This is a genomic window from Ferrovibrio sp., from assembly GCF_029255545.1.
Taxonomy (GTDB): Bacteria; Pseudomonadota; Alphaproteobacteria; order Ferrovibrionales; family Ferrovibrionaceae; genus Ferrovibrio.
Map to the genome: position 1 here is coordinate 30423 of NZ_JANLJJ010000029.1, position 16927 is coordinate 47349.

General features: G+C 65.1%; 21 protein-coding genes. 11 read left to right on the top strand and 10 right to left on the bottom strand.

Going from position 1 to position 16927, the window contains the following annotated elements; genetic code table 11:
• Window positions 1-819 (top strand): hypothetical protein (locus Q1J79_RS05120; protein ID WP_300297418.1); only part of this gene is annotated, 819 nt, incomplete at its 5' end.
• Window positions 820-823: 4 nt separating this feature from the next.
• Here the strand turns inward: Q1J79_RS05120 and Q1J79_RS05125 are convergent.
• A complete protein-coding gene (locus tag Q1J79_RS05125) occupies window positions 824-1195 on the bottom strand; it encodes a helix-turn-helix domain-containing protein (RefSeq protein ID WP_300297421.1) in 372 nt (123 codons plus the stop codon).
• An 85-nt stretch (window positions 1196-1280) separates the two neighbouring features.
• Here Q1J79_RS05125 and Q1J79_RS05130 point away from each other — a divergent pair, with 85 nt between their 5' ends.
• On the top strand, window positions 1281-1721 hold the full coding sequence (locus tag Q1J79_RS05130) for a GFA family protein (RefSeq protein WP_300297424.1): 441 nt from the start codon (window positions 1281-1283) through the stop codon (window positions 1719-1721).
• Window positions 1722-1730: 9 nt separating this feature from the next.
• Here the strand turns inward: Q1J79_RS05130 and Q1J79_RS05135 are convergent, their stop codons facing one another.
• From Q1J79_RS05135 to Q1J79_RS05150, 4 genes are read right to left on the bottom strand one after another with little or no spacing between them, the layout of a single operon-like run.
• On the bottom strand, window positions 1731-3185 hold the full coding sequence (locus Q1J79_RS05135) for an amidohydrolase family protein (RefSeq protein WP_300297426.1): 1455 nt from the start codon (window positions 3183-3185) through the stop codon (window positions 1731-1733).
• Entirely contained in the window at window positions 3182-4090 is a 909-nt protein-coding gene (locus tag Q1J79_RS05140) for an NAD(P)-dependent oxidoreductase (RefSeq protein WP_300297429.1), read from the bottom strand. Before Q1J79_RS05140 ends, Q1J79_RS05135 begins: the two co-directional genes overlap by 4 nt.
• 45 nt (window positions 4091-4135) lie before the next feature.
• Entirely contained in the window at window positions 4136-5005 is an 870-nt protein-coding gene (locus Q1J79_RS05145) for a ferric reductase-like transmembrane domain-containing protein (RefSeq protein WP_300297431.1), read from the bottom strand.
• 27 nt (window positions 5006-5032) lie between these two features.
• Window positions 5033-7288, bottom strand: coding sequence for a PAS domain-containing sensor histidine kinase (locus Q1J79_RS05150; RefSeq protein WP_300297433.1), 2256 nt, complete (start codon window positions 7286-7288; stop codon window positions 5033-5035).
• 199 nt (window positions 7289-7487) lie between these two features.
• On the opposite strand from Q1J79_RS05150, the gene Q1J79_RS05155 reads away from it, so the two are divergent.
• Window positions 7488-8801: a flagellar hook protein FlgE gene (locus Q1J79_RS05155; protein WP_300297435.1), complete on the top strand. Its 1314-nt coding sequence runs from the start codon at window positions 7488-7490 to the stop codon at window positions 8799-8801.
• Between the two features lie 15 nt (window positions 8802-8816).
• Here Q1J79_RS05155 and Q1J79_RS05160 read toward each other — a convergent pair whose 3' ends face one another.
• A complete protein-coding gene (locus Q1J79_RS05160) occupies window positions 8817-9191 on the bottom strand; it encodes a hypothetical protein (RefSeq protein WP_300297436.1) in 375 nt (124 codons plus the stop codon).
• A gap of 162 nt (window positions 9192-9353) precedes the next feature.
• Between Q1J79_RS05160 and Q1J79_RS05165 the strand changes: the two genes are divergently transcribed.
• From Q1J79_RS05165 to Q1J79_RS05195, 7 genes are all read left to right on the top strand, one after another.
• On the top strand, window positions 9354-9773 hold the full coding sequence (locus Q1J79_RS05165; RefSeq protein WP_300297437.1) for a hypothetical protein: 420 nt from the start codon (window positions 9354-9356) through the stop codon (window positions 9771-9773).
• Between the two features lie 78 nt (window positions 9774-9851).
• On the top strand, window positions 9852-10160 hold the full coding sequence (locus Q1J79_RS05170; protein ID WP_300297438.1) for a hypothetical protein: 309 nt from the start codon (window positions 9852-9854) through the stop codon (window positions 10158-10160).
• An 8-nt stretch (window positions 10161-10168) separates the two neighbouring features.
• Window positions 10169-11533 carry a TolC family protein gene (locus Q1J79_RS05175; protein WP_300297439.1) on the top strand — a complete coding sequence of 455 codons (1365 nt, stop codon included), beginning with the start codon at window positions 10169-10171 and terminating at the stop codon, window positions 11531-11533.
• A 2-nt stretch (window positions 11534-11535) separates the two neighbouring features.
• On the top strand, window positions 11536-12813 hold the full coding sequence (locus tag Q1J79_RS05180; RefSeq protein ID WP_300297440.1) for a copper oxidase: 1278 nt from the start codon (window positions 11536-11538) through the stop codon (window positions 12811-12813).
• Window positions 12814-12817: 4 nt separating this feature from the next.
• Complete coding sequence (locus tag Q1J79_RS05185) at window positions 12818-13306, top strand: cupredoxin family protein (protein ID WP_300297441.1); 489 nt, start codon at window positions 12818-12820, stop codon at window positions 13304-13306.
• Window positions 13307-13321: 15 nt separating this feature from the next.
• Window positions 13322-13618, top strand: coding sequence for a copper-binding protein (locus tag Q1J79_RS05190; protein ID WP_300297442.1), 297 nt, complete (start codon window positions 13322-13324; stop codon window positions 13616-13618).
• Window position 13619: 1 nt separating this feature from the next.
• Entirely contained in the window at window positions 13620-14018 is a 399-nt protein-coding gene (locus Q1J79_RS05195; protein ID WP_300297443.1) for a cytochrome c, read from the top strand.
• Window positions 14019-14027: 9 nt separating this feature from the next.
• On the opposite strand, the gene Q1J79_RS05200 is transcribed toward Q1J79_RS05195, so the two are convergent.
• Both Q1J79_RS05200 and Q1J79_RS05205 read right to left on the bottom strand, forming a co-directional pair.
• Window positions 14028-14408 (bottom strand): nuclear transport factor 2 family protein, encoded by a 381-nt coding sequence (locus Q1J79_RS05200; RefSeq protein ID WP_300297444.1) that lies wholly within the window; start codon window positions 14406-14408, stop codon window positions 14028-14030.
• Window positions 14409-14492: 84 nt separating this feature from the next.
• Complete coding sequence (locus Q1J79_RS05205; RefSeq protein WP_300297445.1) at window positions 14493-14795, bottom strand: plasmid stabilization protein; 303 nt, start codon at window positions 14793-14795, stop codon at window positions 14493-14495.
• Between the two features lie 177 nt (window positions 14796-14972).
• Here Q1J79_RS05205 and Q1J79_RS05210 point away from each other — a divergent pair, with 177 nt between their 5' ends.
• Window positions 14973-15419, top strand: a complete 447-nt coding sequence (locus tag Q1J79_RS05210) for a CBS domain-containing protein (RefSeq protein WP_300297446.1) — start codon at window positions 14973-14975, stop codon at window positions 15417-15419.
• Between the two features lie 24 nt (window positions 15420-15443).
• Here the strand turns inward: Q1J79_RS05210 and Q1J79_RS05215 are convergent, their stop codons facing one another.
• Window positions 15444-16424, bottom strand: coding sequence for an NADPH:quinone reductase (locus tag Q1J79_RS05215; RefSeq protein WP_300297448.1), 981 nt, complete (start codon window positions 16422-16424; stop codon window positions 15444-15446).
• Window positions 16425-16490: 66 nt separating this feature from the next.
• Window positions 16491-16927 (bottom strand): hypothetical protein (locus Q1J79_RS05220; RefSeq protein ID WP_300297450.1); only part of this gene is annotated, 437 nt, incomplete at its 5' end.

Here is a 16927-nt window from a genome sequence, read left to right on the forward strand (position 1 = left end):
CTGGCGCCGCTGCAGGCGGCCGGCTGGGGCCATCCGATCACCACCGGCCTGCCCGGGATCGACCTCTATCTCTCCGGCGACCTGCTCGAGCCGCCGGGCGCCGACCGGCATTACCGCGAAAAGCTGATCCGCCTGCCCGATACCGGCGCCTGCACGCTGTCGCCACCGGTGCTGGCGCAGGCGCTGCCGCCGGAGATCGCCGGCCACCTGCCGGCCGACCGCGACATCACGCGGTTGATCCTGTGCCAGCATGCCTTCAAGTTCGATCCGGCCGACGATGCGCTGTATGCCCGCATCGCCCGCGTGGCCGCGCCCTGCCGCATCTTCATCCTGCTGCGGCCGGACGAAACGACGCAGAGCGAGCGGCTGCTGGCGCGGCTGCGCCAGGCCTGCACGGCGCAGGGCGTGAACGGCGCCGAGGCGCTGGTGCCGCTGCCCTGGCTGCCGACGCCGCAATTCTACAGCCTGCTGGACGCGATGGATGTCTATCTCGACTGCCCCGGATTCTCCGGCTACACGACCGCCTGGCAGGCGCTGCATCGCTGCCTGCCGATCGTGACGCTGGAAGGCCGCTTCATGCGCCAGCGGCTGGCCGCCGGCGCGCTGCGCCAGATCGAGCAGACCGAGACGATTGCCGAGGACGCCGATGGCTATGTGAAGATCGCCGCCATGCTGGCGCAGGAAAGCCGCGGCTATCCCATCGCGCGCGACACGCGGCGCGCGAGCCTGCGCGAGGCGGCGCCGAAACTGGACGGCAACGCGGAGGTGGTGCGCGCGTTCGAAACCGCGCTGGCCGAGGAACTGGAGCGCCGGCGCTAGGTCGTCATGCTCCCTTGGCAGGCCGCCGTTCCATGAATACTTTCGGCGGAACCCATGTACCGGGTATGTGGCGGTTGGCCCAACGGCAAATTTCCTGCAACACAGGAAGCAACCCTTCTCCTTTTGCAGTGAGCCGATAGGCATAACGCATAGGACGCGACTGATAAGCCTCGCGCTTGACCAGACCAAATTCTTCCATCTGCACTAGGCGGTCAGTAAGGATATTCGTAGTGATGCGCTCTGGACTGTCTAAAAACTCGGCGAACCGAGATTTGCCATTTAGCATGTCGCGCAAAATCACAAGACTCCAGCGGTCACCGACCAGATCCAGTGTGGATGCAATCGGGCATCCCGAGCGGCTTTTCCTGTTTGCCATGGCGCACCATTCACTTGTTACTTGCAATTTACAAGTTACTGCGAATAGAATTTAAGGACCAATGCTTAATGATGGGATAACAGACATGACGCAAAGCTTTTCCGGTGGCTGCCTATGCGGCGGCGTCAGATTCACGTGTTCCAGCCCGCCGGTCCTCAGCGGGCATTGCCAATGCCTAGACTGCCGGAAGTCGAGCGGCACTGGCCATTGCACCCATGTCGTCGCGCCCAAGTCCGCTTTCAGTATCACCGGCAGCGTCACCAGCTATGCCCGGCCGGCCGACAGCGGCAACATCGTCACGCGTATGTTCTGCCCAACTTGCGGCTGCGCCCTCTACTCGATCAACAGCGCCATGCCCGATATGATCTTCCCACGCGCCTCGGCGCTGGATGACCCGGAAATCGCCAAGCCGCAGATGGTCGTTTACGCCAGCAGAGGCCCATCCTGGGACATGATTGATCCCAATCTGCCCAAGTTTCCCCTCATGCCGCTCGGCGGTGCGGAACAGACAATCGCCGAAGGGTAATCGGATTCTTCAAGCCTCGTTACGAGTGATCAGCCGGCCGGCGCTGGCGCCGGTGACGCCCTGCTCTCCGACATAACTCGACACGCCGTTGACCCAGACTTCCGTGATGCCTTTCGCCGGCGTCTTCGGCGCCGTGAAGGTGGCGGTGTCGATCACCGTGCCGGGATCAAACAGCACCAGGTCGGCATAGGCGCCGGCGCGGATCGCGCCGCGATCCACCATGCCGAAGACCCTGGCGGTCAGCCCGGTCATCTTGTGCACCGCCTGCTCCAGCGAGAGCAGTTTCAGGTCGCGCGCGTAATGCCCCAGCACGCGCGGGAAGGTGCCCCACAGGCGCGGATGCGGCATGTCGTTGCTGGGGATGCCGTCGGAGCCGATCATGCTGCGCGGATGGGCGATGATGCGCTGCACGTCCTTCTCGTCCATCATGAAATAGATGGCGGCGGCCGGCAGCAGGCGATGCGCCGCCGTCACGATGTCGACGCCCCATTCCTTCGCGATGTCGGCCAGCATGCGGCCGGCCATCTCCGGATAAGGCTCGGAGGTGGCGATCTGCACCGGCATGTCGTCGCGCAGGCGGTCGGGCAGCAGGGCCGTCGAGCTGGCCATGTAGGGATAGACGTCGAAATCCACCGTCTGGGATTTCGCCGCGCGGTCGATCAGCGCCAGCGTCTCGGTCGAGCGGCCGAAATTCTCCGGGTTGGTGCATTTGTGGTGACTGATCACCACGGCCGAGCCGGTATCGCGGCCTATTTTAAGCGTCTCCTCGATGCTCTCGACCACGCCATCGGCCTCGTCACGCATATGCGTTACGTACAACCCGCCGCGCGAGCGCAAAGCCTCGGCCACCGCGATCACCTCGTCGGTCGGCGCGTGGCGGCTGGGCGGATACCACAGGCCGGTCGAGAAACCCGAAGCGCCCTGCTCCAGCGCCTCGGCCAGGCGCTGCTTCATCTGCGCGGCTTCCTTGGTCGTCGCGGCGCGGTTGATGTCGTGGTCCATCGCCTGCACGCGCAGCGACATATGGCCGACCAGCGCATAGGTGTTGGTCGGCGGCGGCACCTTGCGCAGGCGCTCGGCATAATCGGCGAAGCTGGGGAACTGCCAGGATTCCGGGCCGCCGACCAGATCGAGCGGCGCCGGCGGACGTTTGGTCATGATCACCGGCGCCAGGCTGATGCCGCAATTGCCGACCACGACGCTGGTGACGCCCTGGCTGAGCTTGCAATGCATGCAGTCCGGGCCGCAGAGCACGGCGCCGTCGTCATGGGTATGGGCATCGATGAAGCCCGGCGCGATCGCCAGGCCTTTCGCATCCACCTCGCGGTCGGCCGAGTCAGCGCCCAGATCGCCGATGGCGGCAATACGGTCGCCGCTGACCGCCACGTCGCCCGTGAAAGAGGCCGCGCCGCTGCCGTCGAAGATGCGGGCATTGCGGATGGCAAGGTCGTAACGGCGGGTCATCCGGCGATCCTTCTTGTGTGATTGAGCGCCGCCTCGATCAGGTTCATGCTGGCCTCGGGCGTGCGGAAAGCGGAATGGGCCGACAGCGTCACGTTGTCGAGTCGGGTGAGCGGATGGTCCTTCGGCAGCGGCTCGACATCGAAGACATCGAGGCCGGCATGGCCAAGCTGGCCGGATTTCAGCGCCGCGATCATCGCCGCCTCGTCCACCACCGCGCCGCGCGCGGTATTCACCAGGATGGCGCCGCGTTTCATTTTGGCGATGCGCTCGGCCGAGAGGAATCCGCGTGTCTCGTCATTGAGCAGCAGGTGCATCGAAACCACGTCGCTCTGCGCCAGCAATTCGTCGATCGGCAGGAAGGTCACGCCCTCGGCGCTTTTTGCGCTGCGGTTCCAGGCCAGCACCTTCATGCCGGCGCCACGGCAGAGCCGCGCCATCTCGGCGCCGATGCCGCCATAACCGACCAGACCAATGGTCTTGCCGGTGAGTTCGACGCCGTCCAGCCGCAGCCAGTTGCCGGTCCGCATCTCGCGGTCCATGCGGGCAAAACCCTTGGCGGCCGCCCACATCAGGGCGAAGGCGCATTCGGCCACGGCGGTGTCGCCATAGCCCTTGATCAGGTGCACCTCGATGCCCAAGCCCGCCAGCTCCTCGACATGCATGTAGCTGCGCGCGCCGGTACCGAGGAAAACGACATGCTTCAGCCCCTTGCACTGGGCGGCGATGGCGGTGGGCAGGTAGGTATGGTCGATCCAGGCGATCGCGGCGCCGTCCAGCACGGCGGGAAGCTGCTCGGGCTTCACATCGGGCTGGCGGTTGACGCCAACAGCGGGATCGGAGGATTTGCGCAGGCGCTCGGCCAGATCGCCGAGGGTGGGATTGGCATCAACGAAAACGGCACGCAAGGCAGGGCTCCCCCGATCTGAACCATCTGATACGCCCCGGCCGGCTCAGCGGCGGGCGAGTCGTATACTGACGGTCAGCGCGGCGAGTGTCACCCCTGCAGCAGCGAGCAAAACAGCCATGCCGGGCCGCAGGCCCATGTCGATGCTCAGGTTGGTTTCCAGCACCAGCAGCAAAGGCGCGCCGCTGCGCAACCAGAAATACAATGCCTCGCCGCCCATGGTGAGCGCCGCACTGCCCAGGGCCAGCGCCACCAGCCCCGGCCAGGGCAAGACCGCGCCGGCGGGGAATATCCGGCGCAGCAGCCGGTAGCCCAGCAGCCAGAGCAGCAGGCCGGCCATCAGGGTCGGCTCGCCCACATCGGCCTTGGCCTGCAGGAAGAAATGCCACAAAGCCAGCGGCGTCAGCAGATAGACGATGCGGTGCAAGGCCTGCCAGCGCCGGCCGCCAAGCCGGCGCAGCATCCCGTCGGTCGAAGTGGCCGCCAGCACCAGCAGGCCGGTCAGGGCGGCCAGGCCGATCAGCAGGTAATTCGATTTCGCGATTTCCAGCACCGCTTTTTCCAGGTCGAAGGCATGGTTGGCGAAATACAGCCCCAGATGAAAAGCGGCATAGAGGGCGGAGGCGACCCCGATCATGCGGCGCACCAGCGCCAGCCGGCCATGGCGCAGCATCTGCCGCAGCGGCGTGACGGCCAGCGACAGCAACAGGAAACGGAAGGCCCAGAGCCCGGTCTGGTGGATCAGCTCGGTCAGCGGCCGGGGGCCGAGATCGTGCTGCTGGATCCGCCACAGCAGCCACAGCGCCGGCAGCAGCAGAAGAACGAAAACCGCCGCCTTGAGCGGCACGAGCCGGCCACCGGCATCGCGCCAGGGCGCAAGGGACAGGGGGCGGCGGATGGCGGCTTTGGTGCTCATGTCCGTCGATATAGCCCAGGCCGGGGCTTAAGCCGACACGTCCTGTGGGAAAATTATCGTGAACCGGGTCCCCTCGCCTTCGCGGCTCGATACCGCGATGGTGCCGCCGAGCACCTGGCTGACCAGGTTGTAGACGATATGCAGGCCCAGGCCGGTGCCGCCGGTGCCGCGCCTGGTGGTGAAAAAAGGATCGAACACGCGCGGCAGGTCATCCGCCACGATGCCGCGGCCATTGTCGCGAAACTCGACGGCGATACGGCCCTCGCGCGGCTGCGTCACGTTGATCGAGATCACGCCCGGCCGGCCGCCGCCCTCGAAGGCATGCTGCAGGGCATTCATCACCAGATTGGTGACGATCTGGCCCAGCGCGCCGGGCCGGCTGCGGATCACCAGCTTGTCGGGGCAATCGATCCGCACATCGTGCAGCGAACGGCGCAGCGCCGGCGCCAGGCTCAGCATGATCTCGCGCAGATATTCGCCGATATCGAACAGCCGCAGGTCGTCGGTGCTCTGGTCGGCCGCCACCTGCTTGAACGCCTGGATCAGCCGGGCGGCACGGGCCAGATTGCCCTGCATGATGCGGGTGGCTTCGGTGGCGGTGTCGAGGAAGCCCTCCAGATCGCTGCGGCGCAGCTGATCATCCCGGAACCGGATGGTCAGCTGCTCCACCTCTTCGGCCATATGCGACGCCGCCGACACGCTGATGCCGAGCGGCGTGGAAATCTCGTGGCTCATGCCGGCCACCAGCGAGCCGAGCGAGGCCATCTTCTCGGCCAGGATCAGGCTGGCCTGGGCGCCGCGCAGATCGGCCAGGGCACGCTCGGCATCCTCCTTGGCGCGGCGCAGCTCGTCTTCCATGCGACGACGCGCCGTGATGTTGGTGCGCACCACGACCAGATCGCCCGATGGCGTCACCCGCTCATGCACCAAGAACCATTCGCCGGCATTGGTGCGGATTTCGATCATGCGCTCGGGGATACGACGGCGCGATACCGTGGCCGCCGCCGCGGCGCCCTGGTCCTTCTCGTCGCGGCTGAATACCCCGCGGTCATACCCACGCTCGACCAGTTCGTCGAAGCTCATGCCGACGGCCTGATCCGAGGTCAGACCGTACAGGGCGGCGAAGCGGCTGGAGCAGATGGCAATCCGATCCTGCACGTCGTAGATGACGAAACCATCGCCGGCCACTTCGACCGCATGACGCAGGCGGCGATTGAGCGCATAGCGTTCGGTGGCGTCGAAAATGGTGACCGCGACCGAGTTATCCGGCAGCCGGCCGACGGTGAATTCAAGCACCTTGCCCGTCGGCATGTGACGCGCCGCAGCCGCACCGGCGGCGCCACGCATCAAGCGGTCGATATGATAGCGCATGTCGCTGATCTCGGTGTCGCCGAAATCGCGGCGCTGGCTGAGAAAGCGCAGCAAGGCCTCATGACTGTCGCCCGGATTGAGCAGGCCGGGCGGCAGGGCCAGCAACTCGGCGGCGCGGCGGTTGATGGTGTGGATCGTGCCATCGGGGTGGAACAGCATGACTCCAACCGGCAACGCATCCAATGCCCAGGCCTGATACTCGTTGCGGCGCCGGCTTTCCTGGCGCGCCAGGGTCAGGGCCTCGGTGACCCGCCTGGCCTCTTCGTGAGCCATGAAATTGCGGCGGCGCTCCAGCTTGATCTGGCGCATGCCGACGAAACCGAGCCCGTTGCCGATCAGCACGAACAGGAGCAGGCTGTATACATTCTCCGGCCGGAACGGCAGCCAGACCGCGGTCAGTATGGCGGTCCCCGCCGTGACATAGACAACGTTGGCCAGGGTCAGGCGGGCCGAGCACGGCACCAGCAGATAGTAGACCAGCAGATAGGCGAAAATCAGCGATCCGGCATTCAGGGCCGGCGGCGCGCTGATGATCCAGGTCATGAAGGTGAGCGTGCTCAGGCTGGCCATGCCAATGCCGGCCACAATATCGAGCATCTGCACATCGTTCAGACGGCGCAGCAGATACTGGAACAATATGCCGACGAACAGGCCGAGGCCGCGGACCAGCGCGAAGAACAGAAAGGTCTGCCCATAACCGTGGACGATGTAATCGCGCACCAGCAGCAGGCAGAAAACCGATGTCGCCGCCAGACCACAGGTCTGCAGCATGCTGCGCATCGGCACGAGCCGGCTCTGCCGATACATCTGCTCGACGCGGCGATCCCGGAATTCGCCGCTCCAGGCAAACAGCCGCGGATCATCCGCCGCAGGCGGCAGTGACGTCAGCGAAGGAAAAGACGATTGCAGCATGACGATGCGGGACCCCGGGCCGGCATATTATGACCGCCAGGCCGGCCGGGCAAAGCAAGAGGGCAAATATTGCCTAGCGGCGGCAGCGGGAAGTCCATAGTTTTTCAAATATATCAGATAGATAGGAAATACTCCAGCGCGGCACGGGCTTTGCTTTGCAACAGCCGAGACACATTTTTACGGACTTGGGAGTCCAGTCATGTCCTATTTCGGCGCGCTCGGTACAGCCGTGCAAGGCATCACCGCCCAGGCGGCGGCCATCGGTCATATCTCCGACAACGTCGCCAATGCGACCACCGTTGGCTACAAGCAGGTGGGAACCGACTTCCACGACCTGGTCCACAACAAGGTGCTGGGCGACAGCGCGGTGCTGGATTCCAACCGGAACATGGGCGTATCGGCTTCGGCGGCTTTTGCCCACCGCCAGCAGGGCCAGATCATCAGCAACAACAGCTTCACGGCGATAGCCGTCGACGGCAACGGCTTCATCCCGGTGGCCAAAGCGACCGGCATCGATTCGGTCACCGGCGAGCCGACCGGCTTCGAGACCACCACCTATTACACCCGGCTGGGCGATTTCCGCCTTGACGACAACAATCGCCTGGTCAATTCGGCGGGCTTCTACCTGATGGCTGCCGAGGTCGGCGGCACCACGATCTCGCCCCTTGAGATCGATGACGAAGCGATCGCCGCCGTGCCGACCACAACGGTGAACTACCGCGCCAATCTGCCCGCCAACGCCGCCAACAACAGCACCTTCTCGAACGGCATTGCGGTGATCGATTCCGAAAGCGAAGAACGGAACTTCCAGCTTCTCTGGGAGAAGACCGGCACCAATGCCTGGGATCTGACGATCAACACGACCGGCGGCACGCCGGCCAGCTTTGGCCCGATCAATGTCACCTTCACCAATGGCCTGCTCGGCACCATGACGACCGCCGACACAAACCTGACGGTAACCGCCGCCGGCGCCGCCACGGTTTCGCTGTCGCCGGATTTCGGCAATGGCGCGCAGGCGATCACCATCAATCTCGGCGATTTCAATGGCGCTTTCGATGCCGCCGCCGTCAGCGGCCTGACCCAGTATGGCGGCAACATCAGCACGCTGACCAACCTGAATATCGACCAGAATGGCCTGAAAGGCGGCGAGTTCACGTATGTCACCTTCGCCGAGGACGGCGGCGTGATCTACAATTACGAAAACGGTCGCAGCCAGGTGGGCGCTCAGCTGCTGCTGGCCAATTTCCCCGAGCCTGACCGCCTGGACCGCCTTGACGGAACGGTGTTCACGCAAACCTCCCGGTCAGGCGCGGCCGTTCTTGGCATTCCGGGCGATGGCACCAACGATGCAGGCGTCGGCGTGATCCGCCCCGGCGCCCTGGAAGAATCCACCGTCGATGTCGCCGAGCAGATGACGCGGCTGATCGTGGCGCAACAGGCCTATTCGATGAATGGCCAGGTGATCAGCGCCGCGGACAGCATGTGGTCGCGGGCCATCGACATGAAACGGTGATATCCGCCTTAAGGATCAGCCGCGCGTGCAGCGCGTTTGCTTGCCGGGCAGGGAATAGCGGCAGGTCAGGTCACGGCCATTCGGTTGGCTGACCTTGAAAATATCGCCTTCCATGCGTCGCACCGCATAATTATTGGAAAACTGCAGCCAGCCAAAGCTGTCGAAATAGGCGCTGAGGCCGTTGGAAAACAGCAGCTCGCGCCGGCGGTTTTTCGAAACCCTGACCTTGCTGCCGTATTCCAGGGTGCCGTCGTCGAATTCGCGGATCACCAGGTCGTTACTGCACAGCGCCTGTTTCGGATCGTCCGTCAGCCGGCAGCCGAAACTGCCCGCGTCGGCGGGCGGTGTGCTGATTACGATGGCAAAAATGGTGGCTTCCATCAGATTCATGCCGGCCTCTCGATTCTAGGGCCACTTTAGCATAACCAGTGCCGCAACAAGGCTTGACCCTGCCATATGGGAAGCCAATATGTTGGCGTCATGATCAGACGCACCGGCATTCTGGGACGACTGGCCGGGCGGCGTTTTGCCGCCGGGGCCGCGCTTGTCGGTATGCTGGCCGCCATCCTGCTGCTGCCGGCCGCCCATGCCGCGGGTCCGGCTACCGCCCGGATGGCCCCGCCCATCGTGGCCGGCGCCGTCGGACATGACCATGCCCGTCAGGATGCCGGCCATGATCATCATGCCATGGCCGAACACACCGGGCCTGAACACACCGGGCCTGAACACACCGGGGCCGAACACGCCGAGGCCAAACACGCCGGCGCCGATGGCAGCATGCCCGCGCCAGGGATGGCCGATCAACCGGGCTGCGGTTACTGCACCGATTGCACGCTCTGCACGATGACGATGCCAGAGCATGCCGGCACCACGCCGTCCCCCGCCTATCAACCGGCTCGGCACGCCATCGCAGATGCCAGTCTGATGCCGGGCATTGCTCCGCCACCTCCCGCCGAACCTCCGCGAGTCTGACGCAAATCCTGAGTTGCGTGCTGCCCTGCAATCAGCGGCAGCATGCCTGATGCGTCTTTTACTCCGGAGAGGGCAATCATGCTGTCCCATCTGTTTCGACCGGCCCTGCTCGGCGCGGTCCTGTCCTGCGCAATGGCGGCGACCGCCGTCGCTGAACCGCAGCGGCCGGCTGCGGCCGATCCGGCCGCCCCCGGCAAAACGCCCATCTACCATTCGGCGTTCAGCGCCTACCAGCCCATGCTGGCCACGCCGCCACAGGACTGGCGCGCCGTCAACGAAGCGGTGGCCCGCACCGGTGGCCATGCCGGCGCGCTGAAAGAGCCTGAACCACCAGCGGCAAAGCCCGATACGCCATCCCCGGCCGGCCATGCCGGCCACAAGCATTGAGGCCCGCCATGCAAAGGATGACTGCAGGCCCTGCCCTGCTTGCGCTGCCGATCCTGATCCTGCTTGGCGCCTGCGCCGGACCGGTGGCGGATCGCGCCTTCCAGGATATCGCCACCCAGACGGAACAGCAGATCGGCCAGCGCCCGGTCTGGATCAGGGATGAGAAAGACGAACAGGCGGCGCGCCAGACACTGGACCGCCTGCTGGCCAAACCGGTCAGCGCCGATGATGCCGTGCAGATCGCGCTGCTGAACAATCGCCGCCTGCAGGGCCGCCTGGCCGAACTTGGCATTGGCGCCGCCGATCTCACCGCGTCGTGGCGGCCGGCCAATCCCGGCATCGGCTTCAGCCGCCTGCAACGCAGTGGCGAGGTTGAGATCGAACGCAGTTTCAGCATCGACGCCCTGAGCCTGATCGCCCTGCCCTTGCGCGCCGGTATCGAAGCCCGGCAGTTCGAACGGACCAAACTGCAGACCGCCGGTGAAATACTCACTCTCGCTGCGCAGACCAAACGCGCCTGGTACGAGGCGGTCGCCGCCGAGCAGACCGCGCGCTACATCGAGTCGACGCGCGAAACCGCGTCGGTGCAGGCCGAACTGGCGCGGCGCATGTATCAGGCCGGCAACTGGGGCATGCTGGATTACGCCCGCGAGCAGCTGTTCTACGCCGATGCGACAGCGCGGCTGGCGCGCAGCCGCATGGCTGCCGCCGCGGCGCGGGAAAAGCTGGCGCGGCTGATGGGCCTGTGGGGCGACGACCTGGGCTTCACCCTGCCCGGGCGCCTGCCGGTCCTGCCGGCAAAGCCGCGCGAGGCCGGCAATATCGAGGCCGCGGCGATTGCCGGGCGGCTCGACATCAAGCAGGCCCAGGCCGAGCTGGACGCGGTGCGCAAGGCCTATGGCCTGACCAATGCGCTGCGCTTCGTCAACGTGCTGGAAACCGGCTTCGTGCGCAAAAGCGAGGAAGGCCGTTCCGACCAGGTCGGCTATGAAATCCGCCTCGAGATACCGATCTTCGATTTCGGCGACGCCAAGGCCACCAGGGCCGAACAGACCTGGCGACAGGCGGTGAACCGCCTGACCGACAGCGCCGTGGACGCCCGCTCGGCGGCGCGCGAGACCTGGCTCGGCTATCGCACCGCCTATGACCTGGCGCGGCATTACCAGACCGAGATCCTGCCGCTGCGGCAGAAGATCGGCGAGGAAATGGTGCTGCGCTACAATGGCATGCTGGTCAGCGTGTTCGACCTGCTGGCCGACGCGCGCGAGCAGATCGCCGATGTCACCGCCGCGCTGGAAGCGCAGCGTGATTTCTGGATCGCCGATACCGATCTCACCTTCGTCACCCTCGCCGCCACCAATACCGGGAGATAACCATGTTCACCCGTCGATCCCTGCTGGCCGCCACCGGCGGCATCGCCGCCGCCAGCGTGGCGCGTTCGGCGCTGGCGGCCCTGCCCGAGCCGGCCTATCCGGCCGGGCCACAGACCGAACCGCCGCCATTGCCCCCGAGCGGCAGGCCGTTCCATCCGGTCGTCACGCTGAACGGCTGGTCGGCGCCCTGGCGCATGAACCAGGGATGGAAGGAATTCCATCTCGTCGCCGAGCCGGTGGTGCGCGAGATGGCGCCGGGCATGAAGGCCAACCTGTGGGGCTATAACGGCCAGTCGCCCGGCCCGACCATCGAGGCGGTGGAAGGCGACCGGGTGCGACTGTTCGTCACCAACAGGCTGCCCGAGCACACCACGGTGCACTGGCACGGCCAGATATTGCCCAGCGGCATGGATGGCGTGGGCGGCCTGAGCCAGCCGCAGATCAAGCCGGGCGAGACCTATGTGTATGAGTTCGAGTTGAAGAAATCCGGCACCTTCATGTACCACCCTCATGCCGACGAGATGGTACAGATGGCGATGGGCATGATGGGCTTCTTCGTGGTGCATCCGCGTGATCCGAACCAGCACCGCGTCGACCGCGATTTCGTGTTCCTGATCAACGCCTATGACATCGAGCCCGGTGCGGCGACGCCCAAGATCGCCACCATGACCGAGTTCAACCTGTGGAGCTGGAACAGCCGGGTGTTTCCCGGCATCGACCCGCTGGTGGTGCGGCAGGGCGACCGCGTTCGCATTCGCATGGGCAACCTGACCATGACCAACCATCCGATCCACCTGCATGGCTACGACTTCGCCGTCACCTGCACCGATGGCGGCTGGGTGCCGCCCTCGGCGCGCTGGCCGGAAGTGACCATCGACATGCCGGTGGGCGCTATGCGCGCCTTCGAATTCGACGCCGTGAATCCGGGCGACTGGGCCTTTCATTGCCACAAGTCGCATCACACCATGAACGCCATGGGCCATGACGTGCCGACCATGATCGGCGTGGATCACGGGCATGTCGCGCGCCGCATGGTGACGCTGGTGCCGGACTACATGGTGATGGGTGAACGCGGCATGGCCGATATGGGCGACATGGAAATGCCGCTGCCCGACAACACCCTGCCGATGATGACCGGGCGCGGCCCGTTCGGCCCGATCGAGATGGGCGGCATGTTCAGCGTGCTGAAGGTGCGCGAGGGCCTGGCGCGTGGCGATTACCGCGATCCTGGCTGGTACAGGAACCCACCCGGCACCGTCGCTTACAAATGGAAAGGATAATCCCATGAAGATCACTACTCTTGCACTGGCTGCTCTTGCATTGACGTCTGGCCTGCCGGCTGCGCCGGCTCTTGCCGGGCCCGGCCATGGCGGCGGCCACAGCCATTATGACGGGCATGCCGCTGCCCTGGGCGAGCCGGGCGACCCGAAGGCAAAGGCGCGCACCGTCAATGTCGTGATGACCGACGAGATGCGCTTCACGCCGGGAACCGTGACGGTCAAACGTGGCGAGACCATCCGATTTATCGTGAAGAATGATGGCCAGCTCAGGCATGAAATGACGCTCGGCACCATGGACGAACTGACCGAGCATGCAAAGGTCATGGAGCAGCATCCGGACATGGAACATGACGATCCGAATGCCGTGACCGTCGAGCCCGGCGAAACCAAAACCATCCTGTGGAAATTCACCAAGGCCGGCAGCTTCGATTACGGCTGCCTCGTGCCCGGCCACATGCCGGCGGGCATGAAGGGCCGGATCACCGTCCGCTGATCGCAGGAGAACGCCATGAAACAGATTATCGCAACCGTCATCGCCGCGATGGTCATCCTTGCCAGCACCTCGGTGTTTGCCCAGACCGGCAATACCGAGGGCGAGGTCCGCCGCGTCGACAAATCGACCGGCAAGGTCACCCTGCGCCACGGCCCCATCACCGGCGCGCTGGAGATGCCGGCCATGAGCATGGTGTTCCAGACCAAGGACCCTGCCCTGCTGGATCGCCTGAAACCCGGCGACAGGGGCCGGTTCGTCATCCGCAAGGATGAGGGCGGCTACTGGATTCTCTCGGCGGAACCGGAGAAGTGAAATGTGGCGTTATCCATTTTTCGCCCTGATCGGCATGGCGATGACGGCAACCGCCGTTGCGCAGGATGGCATGGTCGCGGTGCAAAAGCCGGCGCAGCTCAGCCCGCTGGCCGAGCAGGGCCGCGTGGCCTTCGGCAAGACCTGCGCGTCATGTCACGGCGACTGGGGCCAGGGAGTCTCAAACGGGGGTAATGCGAAGCAGGGCCCGCCGCTGATCCACAGGATCTACGAATCCTCCCATCACGGCGACATGGCCTTCCTGGTCGCCATGGCGCAGGGCACGCGCCAGCATCACTGGCGGTTCGGCAACATGCCGCCGCAGCCCGATGTAGGTCGCGAGGAGGCGCTGGCCATCATCCGTTTCGTGCGCGAGGTGCAACGGGTCAACGGAATCGAGTGACCACCTGCTTCAGCCGGTTTCCTGCAGGTCGTAGTGAAACACCTTGGAGATGATCTGCCAGCGACCGTCCAGCCGGACCAGGGTGAGAAGATCGGTGAAAAATTTCGGGCCGATGGCGCATTCGACCCGGGCGATCGCGGTGACCGGGCCGGCGAAATCGATCGCAACGATGCGGTCGCGCCGCGCCTCGTTGCGGCTGGCCGGCGACGGACGCCGGTCGACCACCGGGAAATATTCATCCATGGTAAGATGCAGCAGCGTGCCGTCGGTGGCGCAGGCATAGATCGCCTTCGGATGGAACGCCTGCCGCAGCCGCTGCGTGTCGCTGTGATAGAGGCCGTCGAAATAGGTGGTCAGAATATCGGTGATGTCGGCTTCGGCTGTCGCCATTTTCCCCCTCCTGCCGGTTTGCCATGGATCAGATACGCGACGGAGCAGAAAGGTAAAGCAGGCACCCGGCCGTAACCACCGGTTTCAGCTTCCCCGCCGTTTCCGGGTTGCCGCCGCTTTCTTGGCTGAAGCCACGCGGGCCGCTTTCGGGCGCGCCGCCGAGGCCGCGCCACCCTTGCGGCCACCTTTCCTCGCTGGCGCCGCGTTGGTCTTTTTGCCTTCGCCAGACCCGCCCCTGCGGCCGCCGCCGGTCATCTTGTTGACGGTGGCCCAGGCACGACGCTCGGCCTCGTCTTCGCTGACGCCCCGCGTCTTGTATCCCGTCTCGATCTTCTCGGCCTGACGTTTCTGCTTGTCCGTGTATTTCGACTTATCACCGCGCGGCATGTTTTTCTCCCATATGAAAATATGCCTGTGCCAACAACCATGCCGCCGCGGAATGGTTCCGCGCGGCAAACAGCTGTGACTTTTATGGGAGAATGGCTTTGCCGGCGCCGAAACCGCTTTGCCGACCAGAGGTCCGTCCCCACATCTGGCTGGCTCAATCAGAAAAAGGAGGATGCCATGCGTGTGAGCGAAATCATGAGCCGCGACGTGCTGATCGCCTCGCCCCAGCAATCGATTGCCGAGGCGGCCCAGGCGATGGCCGCCAATGATATCGGCAGCCTGCCGGTCGGGGAGAATGACGAGCTGGTGGGCATGATCACGGACCGCGACATCGCCATCCGCGGCGTGGGCAAAGGCTGCGCGCCGGATACGCCGATCCGCGATGTGATGACCCGCGACATCAAATACTGCTTCGAAGATGAAGAGCTGGCGCATGTCACCAAGAATATGGGCGACATCCAGGTCCGGCGCCTGCCGGTCCTCAATCGCGACAAGCGGCTGGTTGGTATCGTTTCATTGGGCGATATCGCGCTGGACGCCCATCCACGCCATACCGTCGACATGGTGCGCAAGATTTCCGAGCCGGGTGGCCAGCACGGCCAGAGCCTGGCCGGCATACGCTGAGAGATTGTCCTGATCTGAGCCGGGTCAGGCGATATCAAGCACCACGTTGCCCGTGAAGCGGCCCTGCTCCACCGCTTCATGGGCGACGGCTATTTCATGCAGGGGGTAGTGCGCCGCGATGGTGTGACGCAAGGCCTTGGCCGCCAGCAGGTCGTTGAGATCGGCGATCGCCTTGTCGCGCTCAGCAACCAGCAATTCATAGACCACGAAGAATCGCAGGGTGATGCTGCGGAACAGCAGGTCGCGGAACGGCACCGGCACCTGCTCCATGCTGTTCGAGCCGTAGCTGACCAATTCGCCATGCGACCGCAGGATGCCGTGGGCCAGCATTCCAGCCGTGGTGGAAAAATCCATGTCGATCACGGCATCGGCGCCGACGCCATCGGTCAGGTCCTTCACCCGCTGGGCGACGTCGTCGTGCTTGTAGTCGATGACCTCCGCCACGCCGCCGGCTTTGGCATGGGCGGCCTTCTCCGCCGAGCCCGCCGTGCCGATCACCCGGGCACCGCGATGGGCGGCGACCTGGGCGACGTAATGGCCCACCGAGGTGGCGGCGCCAATCACCAGCACGGTCTTTTCCCTGATCCCGCCCAGCAGGTTGACGGCATGGATCGCGGTCAGCGCCGGAATGCCGAAACAGGCGCCGGCGGCGAAATCGGTATCCGCCGGCAAGGCAACAGCCTGACGCGCCGGCAGCACGATATAGCCGGCGGCCGTGCCGAAGGGCCGTTGCCACTGGCCGTTCCAGATCCAGACCCGCTCGCCGATGCGCGCGGCCGCCACATCCGGTCCGACCGCATCAATCACGCCGGCGCCATCGCTGTGCGGCACGATTTTCTCCGCGATCAGCGGCCGGCCGCGACGGCTTTTCACATCCGAGGGATTGACGCCCGAGCTGTGCAGCCGCACCCGCACTTCGCCGGGGCCCGGGACTGGCGTCGGCAGTTCGCCAATCTCCAGCACATCACGCGCCGCGCCATTTCTGCCGTACCAAGCTGCCCGCAAGGCCGCCTCCCCTGTCTGTCTGCCGCAGCAGACTAGGCGAGCGGCGCCGGCCGGACAACCCGAGGCTCAGACCGCGAAATAGGATTTGATGCGCTGCGCAATGGCCGTATCGCTGCAGGCATAGCGGGCAGCCACAAGTCCATCGGTAATCCGCAGGACTTCCGCATCGGCGCTGAAATCGAGGGTGAGCGCGGCATTGCGGATTTCAACGGCGATGGCCAGTTTGTCGCCGAGCGCGACACCTGGCGGACAGGGGCCGAACAGGATGCCGACCGGGCTCCAGTTGCGCAGCGGGATGCGCAGGCCCTGCACGATCACGACATCATTGGGACCACCCTGGCCGCGCTGCACATTGCGCGGTCCGCTGGGTTTCGCCACGCCGGCAAGCTGGGTGCGGAACTGATCGAGCAACCGGGTTTTGCGCGGATCTGGAATATCGGCCCGCACCAGCGCCTCGGAGATGCCGGCGGCCAGGGTGGCGAATTCCTCGCGGGTCGCCTGCG